Source organism: Dyella dinghuensis (assembly GCF_003977615.1).
GTDB classification, from domain to species: domain Bacteria; phylum Pseudomonadota; class Gammaproteobacteria; order Xanthomonadales; family Rhodanobacteraceae; genus Dyella_B; species Dyella_B dinghuensis.
Genome location: NZ_RYZR01000006.1, coordinates 163,653 through 179,071, shown reverse-complemented (window position 1 = coordinate 179,071; position 15,419 = coordinate 163,653). Strand labels below are relative to the sequence as shown.

15 protein-coding genes and 1 tRNA gene are annotated in these 15,419 nt (G+C 59.8%); 13 read left to right on the top strand and 3 right to left on the bottom strand.

Annotated features, from left to right (window positions below; translation table 11 throughout):
- Nucleotides 1-80: 80 nt before the first annotated feature.
- The 3 genes from bfr to EKH79_RS11815 all read right to left on the bottom strand — a co-directional run bounded on the left by bfr (nucleotide 81) and on the right by EKH79_RS11815 (nucleotide 1,484).
- Nucleotides 81-551, bottom strand: coding sequence for a bacterioferritin (bfr, locus tag EKH79_RS11825; protein ID WP_126674032.1), 471 nt, complete (start codon nucleotides 549-551; stop codon nucleotides 81-83).
- 123 nt (nucleotides 552-674) lie between these two features.
- A complete protein-coding gene (locus tag EKH79_RS11820) occupies nucleotides 675-875 on the bottom strand; it encodes a (2Fe-2S)-binding protein (RefSeq protein ID WP_199754268.1) in 201 nt (66 codons plus the stop codon).
- A gap of 66 nt (nucleotides 876-941) precedes the next feature.
- Nucleotides 942-1,484 (bottom strand): RNA pyrophosphohydrolase, encoded by a 543-nt coding sequence (locus EKH79_RS11815; RefSeq protein WP_126674030.1) that lies wholly within the window; start codon nucleotides 1,482-1,484, stop codon nucleotides 942-944.
- A 187-nt stretch (nucleotides 1,485-1,671) separates the two neighbouring features.
- Between EKH79_RS11815 and EKH79_RS11810 the strand changes: the two genes are divergently transcribed.
- From EKH79_RS11810 to EKH79_RS11750, 13 genes are all read left to right on the top strand, one after another.
- Nucleotides 1,672-1,748: transfer RNA gene (locus EKH79_RS11810), tRNA-Met, on the top strand.
- Nucleotides 1,749-2,358: 610 nt separating this feature from the next.
- The gene (locus EKH79_RS11805; RefSeq protein ID WP_126674029.1) at nucleotides 2,359-4,242 is read left to right on the top strand and encodes an AI-2E family transporter; all 1,884 of its coding nucleotides are present in this window, start codon (nucleotides 2,359-2,361) and stop codon (nucleotides 4,240-4,242) included.
- 235 nt (nucleotides 4,243-4,477) lie between these two features.
- Complete coding sequence (locus EKH79_RS11800; protein WP_148109002.1) at nucleotides 4,478-5,137, top strand: STN domain-containing protein; 660 nt, start codon at nucleotides 4,478-4,480, stop codon at nucleotides 5,135-5,137.
- 12 nt (nucleotides 5,138-5,149) lie between these two features.
- Nucleotides 5,150-5,695, top strand: coding sequence for an RNA polymerase sigma factor (locus EKH79_RS11795; RefSeq protein ID WP_126674027.1), 546 nt, complete (start codon nucleotides 5,150-5,152; stop codon nucleotides 5,693-5,695).
- Between the two features lie 4 nt (nucleotides 5,696-5,699).
- Complete coding sequence (locus EKH79_RS11790; protein ID WP_126674026.1) at nucleotides 5,700-6,707, top strand: FecR family protein; 1,008 nt, start codon at nucleotides 5,700-5,702, stop codon at nucleotides 6,705-6,707.
- Nucleotides 6,708-7,189: 482 nt separating this feature from the next.
- Nucleotides 7,190-8,806, top strand: a complete 1,617-nt coding sequence (locus EKH79_RS11785; RefSeq protein WP_126674025.1) for a ShlB/FhaC/HecB family hemolysin secretion/activation protein — start codon at nucleotides 7,190-7,192, stop codon at nucleotides 8,804-8,806.
- Between the two features lie 11 nt (nucleotides 8,807-8,817).
- Nucleotides 8,818-10,689, top strand: a complete 1,872-nt coding sequence (locus tag EKH79_RS11780) for a DUF2341 domain-containing protein (RefSeq protein WP_126674024.1) — start codon at nucleotides 8,818-8,820, stop codon at nucleotides 10,687-10,689.
- Nucleotides 10,676-11,080 (top strand): ExbD/TolR family protein, encoded by a 405-nt coding sequence (locus EKH79_RS11775; protein ID WP_126674023.1) that lies wholly within the window; start codon nucleotides 10,676-10,678, stop codon nucleotides 11,078-11,080. The genes EKH79_RS11780 and EKH79_RS11775 overlap by 14 nt, the downstream gene beginning before the upstream one ends.
- A 17-nt stretch (nucleotides 11,081-11,097) precedes the next feature.
- Nucleotides 11,098-11,772, top strand: a complete 675-nt coding sequence (locus tag EKH79_RS11770) for an energy transducer TonB family protein (RefSeq protein ID WP_126674022.1) — start codon at nucleotides 11,098-11,100, stop codon at nucleotides 11,770-11,772.
- A 54-nt stretch (nucleotides 11,773-11,826) separates the two neighbouring features.
- Nucleotides 11,827-13,584 carry a putative porin gene (locus EKH79_RS11765; RefSeq protein WP_126674021.1) on the top strand — a complete coding sequence of 586 codons (1,758 nt, stop codon included), beginning with the start codon at nucleotides 11,827-11,829 and terminating at the stop codon, nucleotides 13,582-13,584.
- Nucleotides 13,585-13,594: 10 nt separating this feature from the next.
- Complete coding sequence (locus EKH79_RS11760) at nucleotides 13,595-14,221, top strand: hypothetical protein (protein WP_126674020.1); 627 nt, start codon at nucleotides 13,595-13,597, stop codon at nucleotides 14,219-14,221.
- Between the two features lie 84 nt (nucleotides 14,222-14,305).
- Entirely contained in the window at nucleotides 14,306-14,917 is a 612-nt protein-coding gene (locus EKH79_RS11755) for an OmpH/Skp family outer membrane protein (RefSeq protein WP_126674019.1), read from the top strand.
- A 32-nt stretch (nucleotides 14,918-14,949) separates the two neighbouring features.
- A complete protein-coding gene (locus EKH79_RS11750; RefSeq protein ID WP_126674018.1) occupies nucleotides 14,950-15,324 on the top strand; it encodes a hypothetical protein in 375 nt (124 codons plus the stop codon).
- The last annotated feature ends 95 nt before the right edge of the window (nucleotides 15,325-15,419 follow it).

Genomic DNA, 15,419 nt, shown 5'->3' with positions numbered 1-15,419 from the left:
GTGACGAAAACGTCAAGGAAAGAGACCGTAACTTGTGGGGGCGTTCGCGTTGGTGCGCTGCGATGCCGCAGCGCTTAACTTTAACTTTCCATTTTCGACTGCAGATAACGCTCTGCGCCGATGTCTTTCACGAGGCTCAGCTGCGTCTCCAGCCAATCGATGTGTTCTTCTTCATCGTGCAGGATGGTGCGGAACATATCGCGGCTGACGTAATCGCTGACGGTTTCGCTATAGCCGATCGCAGCGCGCAGATCTTTCGCGGCTGCCAATTCGAGATCGAGATCGCCCTGAATGCACTCGAGCACGTTTTCGCCAATGCGCAGTTTGCCCAGATGCTGCAAGTTGGGCAGGCCTTCGAGGAAAAGAATGCGCTCGATCAGGCGATCGGCGTGCTTCATTTCCTCGATCGATTCCTTGTACTCATGCTCGGCCAGTTCTTCGTAGCCCCAGTTCTTGAACATGCGGAAGTGCAAGAAATACTGGTTGATCGCCGTCAATTCGTTGTAGAGCACCTTGTTGAGGAACTCGATGACCTTCGCGTCACCCTTCATGGTGGCTCTCCGTCTGTTGGCGAAGTCTGAACTATACGGATTCTGCGTGAGAGTGGGTGCAATACGAATACGTCGCACACGCAAAAACGCCACCGCGAAGGGTGGCGTTCGGTGTCGGCAAAATCAGGCCGCGACCAGGATGGGTAGGTCGAATGTGACCTTGGCGACGGCATCATCCAATGTCGTGCGCGCTTCGGATTCGCAGCAACCACAGCAATCCGAGCAACCCGTGCGGGCCTGCAATTCGGCAAAGCTACGCACGCCGTCGGCAGCAGCGCGGCGGATGTCGTGGTCGGTGACGGCATTGCAAAGACAGATGTACATGGCACGTATTGTCAGTGCGAATGCGAATGATTGTCAACAAGTGTTCGGTTGAGCCGAACCGGGCGTTCAGGCGGCGGCGCGCTTGTTGCGGCCGGTGCCGCGTCCCTGGGGCTGGGGGCCCAGCTCGATGCTCAGCATGTTTTCCACCAGCGGCGCGAAATGGCGCAGTGCCCGGTGATAAACATCTCGTTTGAAATTAACGACATGCGCGGCGGGATACCAGAAATCCACCCAGCGCCAGAGGTCGAATTCCGGCTTCTCGCACGCGTTCAGGCACAAGGCGTCTTCGCCGCTCACCAGCTTCAACAGGAACCAGACCTGCTTCTGGCCGATGCAGGTAGGGTGCTGGTGATGGCGGATATAGCGGCTTGGCAGCTTGTAGCGCAGCCAGCCGCGAGTGCTGGCCAGCACCTCGACATGTTCGGCGCATAGCCCGGTTTCTTCCTGCAGCTCCCGGTACATGGCCTCCAGCGGGGTTTCGTCGCTGCGCATGCCGCCCTGGGGGAACTGCCAGCCGTCGCGATGGACGCGGCGCGCCCAGAACAGCCGGCCGTCTGCATTCAGCAGAACGATGCCAACATTCGGACGGTAGCCATCAACGTCAATCATCCAGCCTCCTCGGGTCTCTTCAGCGCGGCCTACCTTGGCGTAAGCGCTTACGACCTGGGATCGATTCAACCACAGCCTACAAAGTGGGGGCAAGCCAACCACTTGAACAGTAACGGCCACGTGATTAAACTGCCGGGCCCCGCCTGAATCCTGCCCGATCCGAGCCTTTCGGACGGCGCACCCCAATGGCTATGTAGCTCAGCCGGTTAGAGCACAGCACTCATAATGCTGGGGTCGGTGGTTCGAGTCCACCCATAGCCACCACACTCGTCAGAGTCCTTGATAGGACTGAGTTTTCTAGCATTCCTGCACCGTTTTGGCCCAGCGCCACAGCAAGTGCCACAGGACTTGCTCGAAATTCGGCGACAAGTTTTCACTTCGCGTATCGTCAACCCTGGTCGCTTGCAGCGACTTTGTTGGAAAGTGGCGATCACCCCAAGCTTGCGCATGACGGACGCCGAGAGGCCGCTCGTCGTCAATCGTTGTGGGAGTCGCATATTGGCGTGCTGATACGTCACGTGGGCAAGTACGGTGTATCGATGACGCAAGAAGAACGGGGGGCGCTCTCGCGGCGGCTGATATGTCTGCGACGATTGAGCATGCCGCGAGCTGGTAGCCGCCGTAGACGAACTCTCGCAAAGAAAGCTTGCTCGTAGACTCATCGAGTCACAAGGCTTTGAGCGTTCCCTAATGTCCGCTTTCGACGCATAGCAGGCATTGCGGAAAAAGCAGTCCGATATGTTTTCTGATCCAATCGGTGGCGTCCACGGAGCAGGGTACGCTTGATTCATATCCAGGGATGAACCCGTTTAATGTAAACGCCGCTTGCGCGACAAGCTCTTGCGGAATAGCCACCTCAGCCGACATTTTCATCATGCCCTTCACGTCAGATACGCAGCCGACCGCATCTGCAAGTCAACGATCATTGATCGTCATCGCTACCGGGGTTGTGCTTGCACTGTTGTATTTCGGCAAAGACGTGCTGGTTCCCATCATCCTGGCTTTGATATTGGCATTGCTGATGGCGCCTTTCGTGCGCCTGCTGCAGAAGATGAGGTTGGGTCATACGTACGCTGTCGTGATAGCCGCGCTGTTGCTGGCGACGGTTGCAACGGGACTTATGGCGGTCATCGGTTCCCAGATTGTGCATCTGGCAGAAAGTCTTCCCCAGTACGAGAAGACTATTCACGCCAAACTCCAGATGCTGCATGACCTGACGACGGCACGTCTGGAGGCGATGCGGGGCGAAGCCGGCAACGTCATGAATGGATTGAGTGCCGAAAGCGGCGGGGGCCAGACACAGGGTGTGCCGGTCGCACCGTCATACACGGGTACGATGGATGTTTCGGTTTTGTCCAGTCCCTGGAATGCAGTAAGGGGCGTGCTGTCCTCGCTGTGGAGCCCGCTGGAAACAGCAGGCATTGTGCTGGTCGTACTCGTGTTTGTTTTGCTCGAATATGAATCGTTGCGCGATCGTTTTATCCGCGTCATAGGCGGCACTGATTTGCGCGCAACGACTGCAGCCATCAATGATGCGGGCGAGCGCCTTTCCCGCTTTTTCGTCTCGCAGTTTTCGGTGAATTTCGGTGTGGGCCTCGCGATATGGCTGGGACTAGCCGCCATCGGACTTCCCAATGCGCTGCTTTGGGGTGCGCTTACAGCGGTGCTGCGCTTCGTGCCTTACGTAGGCGTGTGGCTGGCTGCACTTCTAGCTGCGTTGCTTGCGGCGGCTGTTACGCCGGGTTGGTCGCTTCTGTTCATGACGTTGGGTCTGTTCGTCATCGTTGAAGCGTTGGTGAGTCAGCTACTGGAGCCTCAGTTGTACGGTCATGCGACCGGGTTGTCGCCTCTGGCCGTTGTCGTGGCTGCCATCTTCTGGAGCTGGCTTTGGGGACCCATGGGATTGGTGTTGTCCACTCCGCTGACACTTTGCCTGGTGGTGATGGGGCGGCATGTTCGAGCGTTCACGTTATTGGGGATTCTGCTTGGAGACACACCGGCCTTGACGTTGCCGCAGCGGTTTTATCAGCGCGCGCTTTCCGGTGACGCCGATGAAGTCATTGCATCCGCTCGCACTTTTCTAAGACAAAGGTCGTTAGCCAAATACTGCGATGTTGTCTTGTTGCCGGCACTGCAGCTTGCGCAGATGGACCTTGCGCAGAAAACGATAGGTCCGGAACAACTGCTCAAGGCGAGAACAACAGTTGTCAAAGTCATCGAGTCGCTTGGAAGAGAAGCCCCGGTGCAACCGCGGTGGCGCCGCCATACTTCCGTTCTCGATGACGACCTGGCGCATTACCTTCGGCAGCAACGTGAGCATGTCGCGGGACGCTGGCAGGGGCCGCTTGCCGTTGCCCCCGGATCGGTCGTGCTATGCATGGGCAGCGGCAGTCATTACGACGACGTGGCGACGGAAATACTCGTTCGCGTTCTTCGCGACCTTCGCATCGATGCACGTCACGTCACGATGAAGGATGTCGATGAGTTTGAGGGGGAGAGTCATCCGGAAGCGACGCCCGATGCCATTTCGATGATACATGTCGTCAACGCTTCCGGCGCCGGCAAGTGGGAATCCAGTGATGCGGTAGCAGGGGACATGCGGCGTCGAACGCGATATGCGGATGCCACCATCATCGCTGTGCTGCTTCCCAACCTCCTGGAAACCGTGGAACTTCCGGAGTCAGGTGAGCATATCGATCGAATCGCAAGGTCCTTCGAGGAAGCGGCGCAATACACAATCGAAAAGTTTATGAAATAACGGGGGCTGCTCGTCCGCTTTCGAGCCAAACCAGACGCCGGACAACTCGATAGCGGCACGATCGGGTAATGCTAATTCGGTGTTAGTTACATCGCCGTCACATTGCTGACCTAACCTCGGGGTTTTCTGCGGAGGCCCTTTGGCATGCCGTCCCTACAGCTGGAGTGCTCCTAAAGGCACGAGGATCGTTCGACTCGCCTCGGTGATGGTTTGCCTGGGAGCGCTACTGTGGGGTATGTCGCTGCCGGCATTTGCCCAGGACGCCCCCGGCGCCCATCGCAAACCGGATGGAACTTTGACGTTCGACATCGGGCCGCAATCGCTCAGGACAGCGTTGCGGGCATACGGTGAAGTGACCGGCCAGGCGGTACTCGTCGATGATGCGCTCACGGCGGAGCGCCAGTCTCCAGGTGTGCAAGGGGATTTCGGCAAAGTCGACGCATTGCAACGGTTGTTGGCGGGCACGGGTCTCGTCGCGAGCTATTCGACGGATCAGGCGTTTACGTTAAAGCTGGCGACGAGGGTTGAATCGGGTGAATCCGATTCGGGTGAATCGCCCCAGGATTCGGCGGTCGGGGAGCAAGAGGTTGTGACGCAAAACTATGCCGGCACTATTCAACGATCCATTGAATCGGCACTTTGCCGCTTCGACCAAACCACGCCAGGCAATTACCGTCTCGCATTGCAAGTGTGGATCGCGCCGTCCGGCAGGATCGAACAGACGCATGTGCTTAGCGACGACGATGCACGCGCCGCAGCGGTCAGCGAGGCGTTGAACCAGGTGATGCTGGATCCGCCGCCGGCCGCCATGCCGCAACCGCTGACGTTGCTGCTATTGCCGCGTAAACCGGCCGACGTTGCTCGTTGCGGCGCGCTCGCGCAACGCCATCACTGAGAACCGGCGGCAATGAATACCACCTCTTTGTCGCTGGCGCGCTTGTTCATGGAGCGACGGCAGGAATTGCGCCGGCGATTGAAGTATCGGCTGGGTTCGGAAGAGTTGGCCAACGACGCCTTGCAGGAAACCTATCTGCGCATCGAGCGCATGAGCGACACCGATAGCGTGTCGACCAATCCGCTGGGCTATCTGTTTCGCATGGCTGTCAACGCGGCGGCCGACCAGCGGCAGGCCGACTCGCGTTACCTCACCGGCAACGAAGTGGAAGAGCTGTTGAACACCGGCGCCGATTCGCTCGATCCGGCGCGGGTGTTCCATGCCAGGTTCGAAGTTCAGGCGTTGACCGACGCGCTGGGCGAATTGACCGCGCGCCAGCGCGCCATTCTGATCGCGGCCAGGGTCGACGATACCCCGCTGCAAGAGATCGCCGATCATTACGAGATTTCGGTACGCATGGTAGGCAAGGAACTGAAGAAAGCGCTCGAGCACTGTGCGCAGCGTCTCGATCGGAAATTTGTACAACGGTTCGGTCCCGGTGCAGGAAAGGAGTCTTAGAGGTATGCGGACTCTCGATCCAACGCCCCATCACCATGCCGCGCTGCACAAAGAAGCGCAGCATTGGTTGCTGCGCTTTACGTCGGGATCGGCGACCGCCTACGACGCGCGCGCGTTCAAGTTGTGGTGCGAGCAGAGCCCGGCGCATGTGCAGGCGTTCGCGGAAACGCGGCGCATGTGGGAGAACCTGGGGCCTGCTGCCGCGGCATTCACCGCGCGCGAGCAAGCAAGCGTCGCGCCCGCTGCGTCACCGGCAACCGACGTACCGCGCATGCAGCCGAGGCGCATGAGCCGCCGCGCGTTTCTTGGGGGCGCCGTCGCAGCTTCTGCGGCATTCATGATGTTGCGTCCTCCTATGCGCTTGTGGCCGTCGCTCTCGGATATCGCGGCCGACTACCGCACCGCGACCGGCGAGCAGCGCGATGTCGAACTCGGCCCGGATCTCGTCCTGCATATGAACACGCAGACGAGCGTCAATCTGCGCAAAACCGATGGACGGATTACCGGCCTGGATCTGCTTGCCGGCGAAATCCAGGTGCGGGACACCTCGCCGCACCATCTGCCGTTTACCGTCTTCGCCGGAGGCGGGCGTATTGAAGTGGGCGAGCAGACGCGCTGCAATATTCGTTGCTTCGGATCGAATATCCAGGTCACCGGGCTGGACGGTTCCAGCACGCTGGAATATCAGGGACGCGACACGGTCCTGCACACGGCGCAGCGCGCCAATTACGGCGACGGTCTCATCAGCGCGATCGTTCCCGCGGATGTCGAAGCGACCATGGCTTGGCGCCGGCGCGTCCTCATTTTCGATGGCCGTCCGCTGGCCGAGGTCATCGCGGAAATCAACCGCTATCGTCCTGGCGACATCATTCTTACGAATCAGCAGCTGGCGGCGCGCAAAGTGCAGGCGCGCATTTCGCTCAACCAGCTTGGCGACATCGCGGCGCTGATCCATGACGCTTACGGTGCGAAGGTCACCGATCTGCCTGGCGGCATCATGATCCTCAGCTGAGGATCGGTATGTAACAACGCATGTGACATTTCCATGTCGACGCGAGCCGATATCTCGCGTGAAGGCCTCATCAAATTAAATTTTCGTGACATGGTTCAGTCGCGCACATAGACGGCGGTCTATCCCTGCGAGGAGTAGCGGATGGCAAGGACGCCTTCATTAAAGCCTTTGCGTCATGCGTTCTCGTCAGGCGTTCGCGTGCGGGGATCTGTTGGCTTGAGCGAATGGACGGCTAAAGGCCGTTCATCAAGGGATATGTGTCGCGTGATCATGCAAATGAGAAGTGGATCACATCGATGGCGTGGAGAACGCAGCGCGGAGCGGTGCCGTTTCACACGGCTTTACGCAGGCGCGCATACGGGCCGCGTTCGTGTTGTAAAGCAGACACCTGCCTGTCGTGATTCGGTTACGAAGCCGGCGTTAGTTTCAATCGCTCCAGGGGAACGGCGTGCCGGCTTGGCGGCACGCCAGCGGAGCGGCGAATGAGCAGGGAAAATGGACCGGGTGCTCGCCTGTCGCACAGGCGCCGTTTGCCGATCGCCATCGGCATGTGGCTGATGCTGCCGGCATGGTTGCATGCGCAAGCGGCACCGGCTCCCGCTCCTGCTCAGGCACCGGTGAATTTCCAGGTGAACGAATACCTCGTGCGCGGCAATACGCTGCTCGATCCGGCGACGATCGAAGACAGTGTGGAACCGTATCTGGGTCCGGGCCGCAGCATGAACGATGTGCATGCGGCGCGCGATGCGTTGCAGAAGCTGTATCAATCCAGCGGTTATCAGTCCGTGGTGGTCGAAGTGCCGCCACAGCAGGTAAAGAACGGCGTCATCTTGCTGCAGGTGGTGGAAAACAGCATCGGTCGTGTGCGCGTCGTCGGCGCCAAATACCATTCGCCGGAAGCGATTCGCGATGCAGTGCCATCGCTGACCGAAGGCAATGTGCCGAATTTCACGCAGGTCCAGCAGCAGTTGACGGACGTCAACCGTCAACCGGACCGGCAGGTGATTCCGCAGCTCAGTCCCGGCGCGATGCCGCAGACGATGGACGTGACGCTGAAGGTGGACGACACCAATCCATGGCACGGCAGCGTCGAACTCAACAACGATCACAGCGCCGATACGCCCGACCTTCGCCTGATCACCAATGTGCGCTACGACAATCTGTGGCAAATGGGTCAGACCATTTCCGCTTCGTACATCGTGGCGCCGGAAGATCCGCGTGCAACCGAAGTGTATGCGCTTTCCTATCTCGCGCCGGTAAGTACGAACTGGAGCCTGCTCGGTTCGGCGTACAAATCCAACAGCAACGCCAACACGTTGGGTGGCACCACGGTGCTGGGCAAAGGCAACTCGGTGAGTCTGCAGGCCACCGATCAATTGCCTGTGCTGGGCGATTACTCGCAATCGGTGTCCATCGGCATCGCCCGCAAGCATTTCGACCAGAACATCACACTGGGCGGCCAAACCACCGAGGCACCGCTCAGCTATGTACCGCTGACCGCTTCTTATACGGGTCAAACGATCACCGATAAATCCACGACCAGTTTTACGCTGGCGGGCAACTTCGGCTGGCGTGGTCTTGGCAGCAGCAATACGGCGTTCGACAACCAGCGCTACAACGCGCGCGACAACTTTGCGTATCTGCACCTGGATCTCAACAACACGCGCAACCTCGGTGCGGGCTACGCCTTGGCGACGCGCCTGAGTGCGCAGGCCACGGATTCGCCGCTGGTATCCAGCGAACAATTCGCCGCCGGCGGCGCGAGCAGCGTGCGCGGTTATCTGTCGGCGGAAGACACCGCCGACAACGGTGCTGTGGCATCGGCGGAAGTACGCACGCCGTCGATTCACTCATGGCTCGGCTCGTTCGCGGACGACTGGCGTTTCCATGTCTTCGTCGACGGTGCGCGCCTGATGTTGATCGATCCGCTACCGGACCAGCACGGACGCTTCACGTTGCTCAGCACCGGCGTCGGTACGCAATTCACCGTGTTCCATGACATCAACGGCAACATCGAATACGCCTATCCCTTGCGAAACGGCGTGGAAACCAGGGCGCATGACGGGCATCTGCTCTTCAGCGTGAAGGCCGGTCTTTGAGGTGGCGTGACATGACTACTACGAAACATCCGGATAGGGGTTCGACCATGCGGTATTTCATCTATGTATGCGCGCTGTGCCTTTTGCTGCTGCCGCGATGGAGCGCCGCAAGCGAGACGTCCTGGTGGAACGACGACTGGTCTTACCGCAAGCCGATCACGCTGGACACCACCAGCAAAGGCGCCAGTATGTCGCAAGCGACCGGACGCATTCCGCTGCTGATCCGCCTTCATCCGGGCAATTTCCAGTTCGACGGCGTAGCCAACACGGGCGCGGATTTGCGCTTCATCAGCAGCGACGGCAAGACGCCGCTCAACTATCAGATCGAAAACTTCGATCCGGTGCTGGGCGTCGCGCAGGTATGGCTCGACGTGACCGATCTTCCGGCAAACGCCCAGCAAACCGTGTGGATGTATTACGGCAACACGAAGGCGCCGGCGATGAGCAGCGGTCCGGCGACGTTCGATGCCGACTACACGCTGGTGTATCACTTCGACGATCAGACCGGCGCGCCGCCGAAGGACGCGACCGCTTACGGCAACAATGCGATGAACGGTGCGCTGCGCATTGTCGACGGCGGTATCGCCGGCAAAGCGGCGCGCTTCGACGGTTCGACCGTGGTGACGTTGCCAGCCGGTTCGTCGCTCGACATCAAACAGGACGGCGGTTTTACCTTCAGCGCGTGGATCAAGCTGGATGCGTTGCCGACAACGGCCACCTTGATCTACGGCCATCGCCAGGACGGCAAGGCATTGCTGATCGGTATCGACGGCGGTGCGCCCTTCGTCGAAATCGATGGCGACAAGCCGCAACGCAGCGCAGCGGGCCAACCGTTGAAAGCAGGCCAGTGGACGCATGTCGCGGTTACTGCCACCGGCGGTCAGATCGTGCTGTATGTGAACGGCAACGCGTACGCCAATCTGTCGGCATCGCTGCCTGCGTTGAGTGGCAGCGCCACACTCGGTGGTGACGTCGCCAGCACTACGCCGGCCGCCGTTCCTTACGCATCGTTTGTCGGGATGATGGACGAAGTGCGTCTGTCGCGCGTCGCACGTTCGCCAACGTTGATCGCAGCCGATGCATCCTCGCAAGGCGCCGAGTCGAAATTGATCGCCTATGGCGAAGACGAGAAAAAATCCGGTTTCGGTTTCGGCTACTTCGGCATCATCGTCAAATCCGTCACCGTGGATGCTTGGGTGGTCATCGCCCTGTTGATGATCATGGCGCTGATTTCCTGGGTGGTGATGTGGCAGCGCGGCACCTATGTGTCGGCGGTCAGCAATGCGAACGATCGCTTCATGCATCGCTATCGCGAGCTGGGCGGCAATCTGCTTGGTCTGTCCGGCAACGAGGCATCGCCGGCGGCGAAAAAAGAACTGGCGGATTCGTCGCTGTACCGGCTGTATGAAACCGGCGCCAAGGAAGTATGGCGCCGCCGCGATGCACACGGTCATCTGGTGATTGCATCGGAATCCATCGAAGCCATTCGTGCAGTGATGGACTCCACGCTCGTACGCGAAAACCAGGCGCTCTCGCGCTCGATGGTGATGCTGACGATCGCCATTTCGGGTGGTCCGTTCCTCGGCCTGCTCGGCACCGTGGTGGGCGTCATGATCACCTTCGCTGCGATTGCGGCGGCGGGCGACGTCAATATCAACGCGATCGCGCCGGGCATTTCCGCTGCGTTGCTCGCCACGGTTGCGGGCTTGTTCGTCGCGATTCCCGCCTTGTTCGGCTACAACTACCTGTTGACGCGCAACAAAGCAGTCACTGCGAACATGCAGGTGTTCGTCGACGAATTCGTTACCCGCCTGGCCGAGCTGCATCGATCCGCCGATCAGTCTACGCTCGATGCGCGCGAGGTGCGTCATGCGGGTCAATGACGAAGACAAACCTTATGACGACATCAACATCACGCCGATGCTGGATCTGGCGTATGTGCTGCTGGTGATCTTCATCATCATGACCACGGCAGCGGTGCAGGGCATCAAGGTCAATCTGCCCAAAGCCAGTGCGTCGGTCAGCATGGCCAAGCCGCAGACCAAAGCCATCACCATTTCGGATACGGGGCAAATCTATCTGGACGCCTTTCCGGTAACGATCGGCGAACTGGAGCAACGCCTGCGCGAACAGAAAGCGTTGACGCCCGATTTTCCGGTGATCGTGAAGGGCGACTCCAACGTGCAATACCAGAAAGTGATCGACATTCTCGATCTGCTGCGTCGTCTCGATCTCACGCAAGTCGGTCTGGTGACCGGCAAGCAGCCTGGCTGACGGGGCGGAGCATCGCGATGGCCGAGCGGGACGACACAGAACGCACTGGTTGGCGCCGATGGCGCGGACGTCTCTTCGCCGCCGTCGCAGCGCTCGCCGTGGTGTACCTGATTTGGATGATGGCGGGCCATCACGTTGGCGTGCGCCGTTCGGCACCGCGCATCGCGACGATCACTCCGTTGCCGCCACCACCGCCTCCGCCGAAGGAAAAGCCGCCGGAACAGAAGAAGGTCGAAGAGACCAAGCAGGACATTCCCAAACCTGCCGAACCGCTGAAGCCGGTCGAAGCGCCCAAGCAAGCGCCGGACCTTGCCAAGCAAATCACCATCAATGGCCCGGCGCAGGCGGGCAACGATTCGTTCAACATCGGTGCCGGCGCAGGCGGCGGCATGGTGGGCAGCGGCGGTAACGGCATCGGCGGTTCGACATACGAACAGTATCTGAGTTACGCGCTGCAAGAAGCCATTCAACACGACGATCGCACGCGCCGGCTGGTGTTCGAAGTGCACGTGAATCTGTGGCTGTCGCCGGACGGCGGCGTTGCGCGCGTGGAGCTGGTCAATTCCAGCGGCGTGGCCAGTACGGACCACGCGCTTGTCGATGTACTGCGCGGCGTTCGCATCGATACGCCGCCACCCCCGAATTTAAGCATGCCGGTGCGCATCGCGATGCGCGGCTTCCGGCCTGGCTGAGTCCGTATACCGAATATCCATATCGCCCTTGGCAAGACCGTATTGGAGAGTGTGATGACGTTTCGAATCGCATCAGGAAATGCCCGGCGTCCGCAGAAGCGGGCGCTGTGCATGATTGTCGGCTTGTTGTTGTGTGGCCACGCCCTCTCCGCATTTGCGCAGGATGCGGCGCCATCGCCGAATGCCACCATCAACCTGATTCGGTTGATGGTGAAAAAAGGATTGATCTCGCAATCGGAAGCCGATGGCTTGTTGAAGCAGGCCAACGACGAAGCGGCGCAGGCGCGCAGTGCGGCGCCGCCCGCTGCGGTTCCGCCAAGCGATGGCGCGCAACCCGGTGATGTGCGCGCGGTGTATGTTCCGCAGAACGTGCGCAATGAAATACGCGATCAGGTAAAACAGGAAGTGATCGCGCAGGCCAAGAGCGAACATTGGGCCGAGCCCAATGCATTGCCGGACTGGCTTGACCGCATCAGCTGGTACGGCGATCTGCATGTGCGCGACGAATCGTGGCTGTACAGCCGCAACAACGCGACGGATTTCATCGACTACGCCACGCTCAACCGCACCGGCCCGTACGACATCAACTCCATTACATCGGGGGCGCTGCCGCCGATTCTCAATTCGACGCAAAACCGCACGAACATGCTGCGCCTGCAGGCGCACATCGGCATGAACGTGAAGCTGGGCGATACGATCACCGCCGGCGTGGCGCTTGCTTCAGGCGATGACGACAATCCGGTGTCGACCACGCAAACCCTCGGTGGCGGCCTAGTAAAGAAAGATATCTGGTTGAATCTCGCGTACGTGAAGTGGCAACCGTCGCAATACTATTCGCTGACGGCGGGCCGCATGACCGATCCGTTCCTGGTCACCGACCTGATCTATGCGCCCGAGCTGAATTTCGATGGCATCGCCGGACAAGGCCATTTGCCGATTACCGATGACCTGTCGTCCTTCGCGACGGTTGGTGCATTTCCGATTCAGTACGTCGACAACGAAGCGCCGACGAACTCCTACAGCAGCGACAAGAACGCCGGTGGCGACAAGTGGATGACCGCCGCGCAATTCGGTCTGAGCTGGAAGTTCGCCGACGATGCGCAGTGGCGGGTTGCGTTGGCGTACTACTACTTCAATCGCATGCAGGGTCAGCTTTCCTCACCGTGCGAGCTGTATACCGGCATCAACTACTGCAGCACCGACTACGAAGCACCCGATTACATGCAATGGGGCAATACGGTATTCCTGCTGCGCGATATCGTTCCCAATCCTTCTTCGCCGGATAACTACGCGCAGCCGCAGTTCGTCGGCCTTGCGTACAACTATCACATCGCCGATTTGACCAATAAGGTCGATTTCAAGATCGGCGAAACGCCGATGGAAATTCAGGCCGAATACGAACGCAACATGGCCTATCACATGCGTGAGGCGTTCGATCGCTACCCGGACGACCTGGGTATTCCGGTCAACAACTATCAGGGCGGTCCCACTGCGGATACCACCGGTCCATACAAGAGTGGTCCGGTGGGTTGGCTGGTGCGCGGCGTTGTCGGCAATCCACATCCCAGCGCGCTCAATGAATGGAATATCGCACTCGGCTACAAGTATCTGCAGCCCGATGCGACGCTCGACGGCCTGACCGATCAGAACTTCCATCTTGGCGGAACGAACGCGAAGGGCTTCATCCTGACCGCCGACTATGGCATCGCACCGGGCACCTGGTTGTCGGCGCGTTACTACGGTGCCAAACAGGTCTATGGGCCGCCTTTCACCCTCGACGTTGTGCAGTTCGAAATAAGCACCAAGTTCTGAGGATGGACAGATGAAACCTTTAGCGATTGGTTTAGGTGTCCTGTGCTTGGCGTTGGCCGCCCCGTGTGTTCGCGCGCAAACACTGGAGGAACAACTGCGTTCGCAGCTGGTCGATGCGCGCAGCCAGCTTCAAGATTTGCAAGGACAGCAAGCGCAATGGGACGCGCAAAAAGCCCAACTTCAACAGGAGCGTGACGACGCGCGCAAAGCGCTCGACGCGGCCAAGGCCGAGTTGAACAAAAACAAGTCCGGTTCAACCCAGGATGCGTCGGCATTGAGCGCCGAACGCGCCGCGCGAGCGCAGGACGAAACACAGATACAGGCTTTGCAAAAAGCCGTGGCGAGCGCCAATGCGCAATCGCAGGCACAACTGGTGCACGGCAACGACCTTGGCGCGCAGCTCGCGCAAACCCAGAATCAGGTCACGACATGCACGGCCAGGAACAAGCAGCTCTACCAGATCGGCAACGAGATTCTCGACGCGTATAGCCACATGACGATAGGCACCGTCATCGCGAGCCGCGAACCCTTTGCGGCATCCGAACGCGTAAAGCTGGAAAACGCCGCGCAAGCGTATGGCGATCGCCTCTACGAGCAGCGCTACGACCCGCGCGCGACCAGCGTGAAAAAACCGTGACGACGAAATCGCTGGCGGCGGTCATGCAAAGTACTTGGATTGGTGCCAGTGTTGTCGTTCGCCATTCATCCAGAAGGAACCGCCATGCGCATTGACCGCACTTTGATGGCTATCGCAATCGCAACCCTGGCAGGCGCGCCGTCCGCTTTGTTGCATGCGCAGACCAACAGCAACATGCCCTTGAACGGCCCGGCCGTTGCCGGCGTTTGTCTCTTGTCGCGCGAAGCCATTTTTGCCCATGCCAAAGTCGGCATGGCCGCATCGGCCCGCCTGAAGCAGTTGGCCGAACAAGCGCAGAGCGAGATAGACACCGAACGCAAACCTATCGACGCCGACGTGCAGACTTATCGCGCGCAGGCCGCTTCGCTGACGGCCGACCAGCGCCAAACGCGCGAACAGGCACTCGCGCAGCGCGTGCAGCAGGTGCAGGCAGATCAAGCGCTGCGTACGCGGGAACTGGAAGCGACCCGCGCCAAGGCGCTGGATCAGATCGCGCAATATGCGCAGCCGGTCATCGTCAGCGCTTACGAGAGCAAGAATTGCGGCTTGTTGCTCGACCGCAGCGTCGTGCTGGGCGGCAACATGGCCAACGATCTGACGGCTGCGGTGGTGCAAGGCCTGGACGCCAAGGTCACCACCATGTCGTTCAACCTGGAAACGCTGCCTGCCTCCAGTGCGCCCGGTACAACCCCTTAGAGAAGTCGATCTGCAGGAGGAGTAAACATGCCATGCGCGGATGGATGCTACTGAGCATTGTCTTCTCCATGACATCTGCGCCGATTGCGGCGCAGACGTCGATACCGGCCGCCGCGGGTTCGCCTGACGCGACGGCTTCATGCGTGGATGTCAGCGTGAACGATCATCCGGCGCTTTCTTATGCGTGCCTCAATCAACGCCTTGCTGCATCGGCGGGCGTGTCCAATGCATCATCCATGCAACTGGACGCCGTTGCGCACGAGCCCGGCAATCGGCAGGTCGGACAATTCAATTTTTCCGCCTTGAGCATCCGCATGGGCAATGCGCTGGGGAAATCCGCGGTGCCGCAGCGGCCGCCGCCAGCGCCGCCGCTTCCGTTGTTCGGCGTGCCCGCTCCCGCGCACTGATCCGCGCCGCGACACCGGTTTTGTCAAACGCCGTGACGATCATTTGCAAGTGAGACGTTAAGCCGCCGCGACAGTGCAAATTAAATTTTGATGAC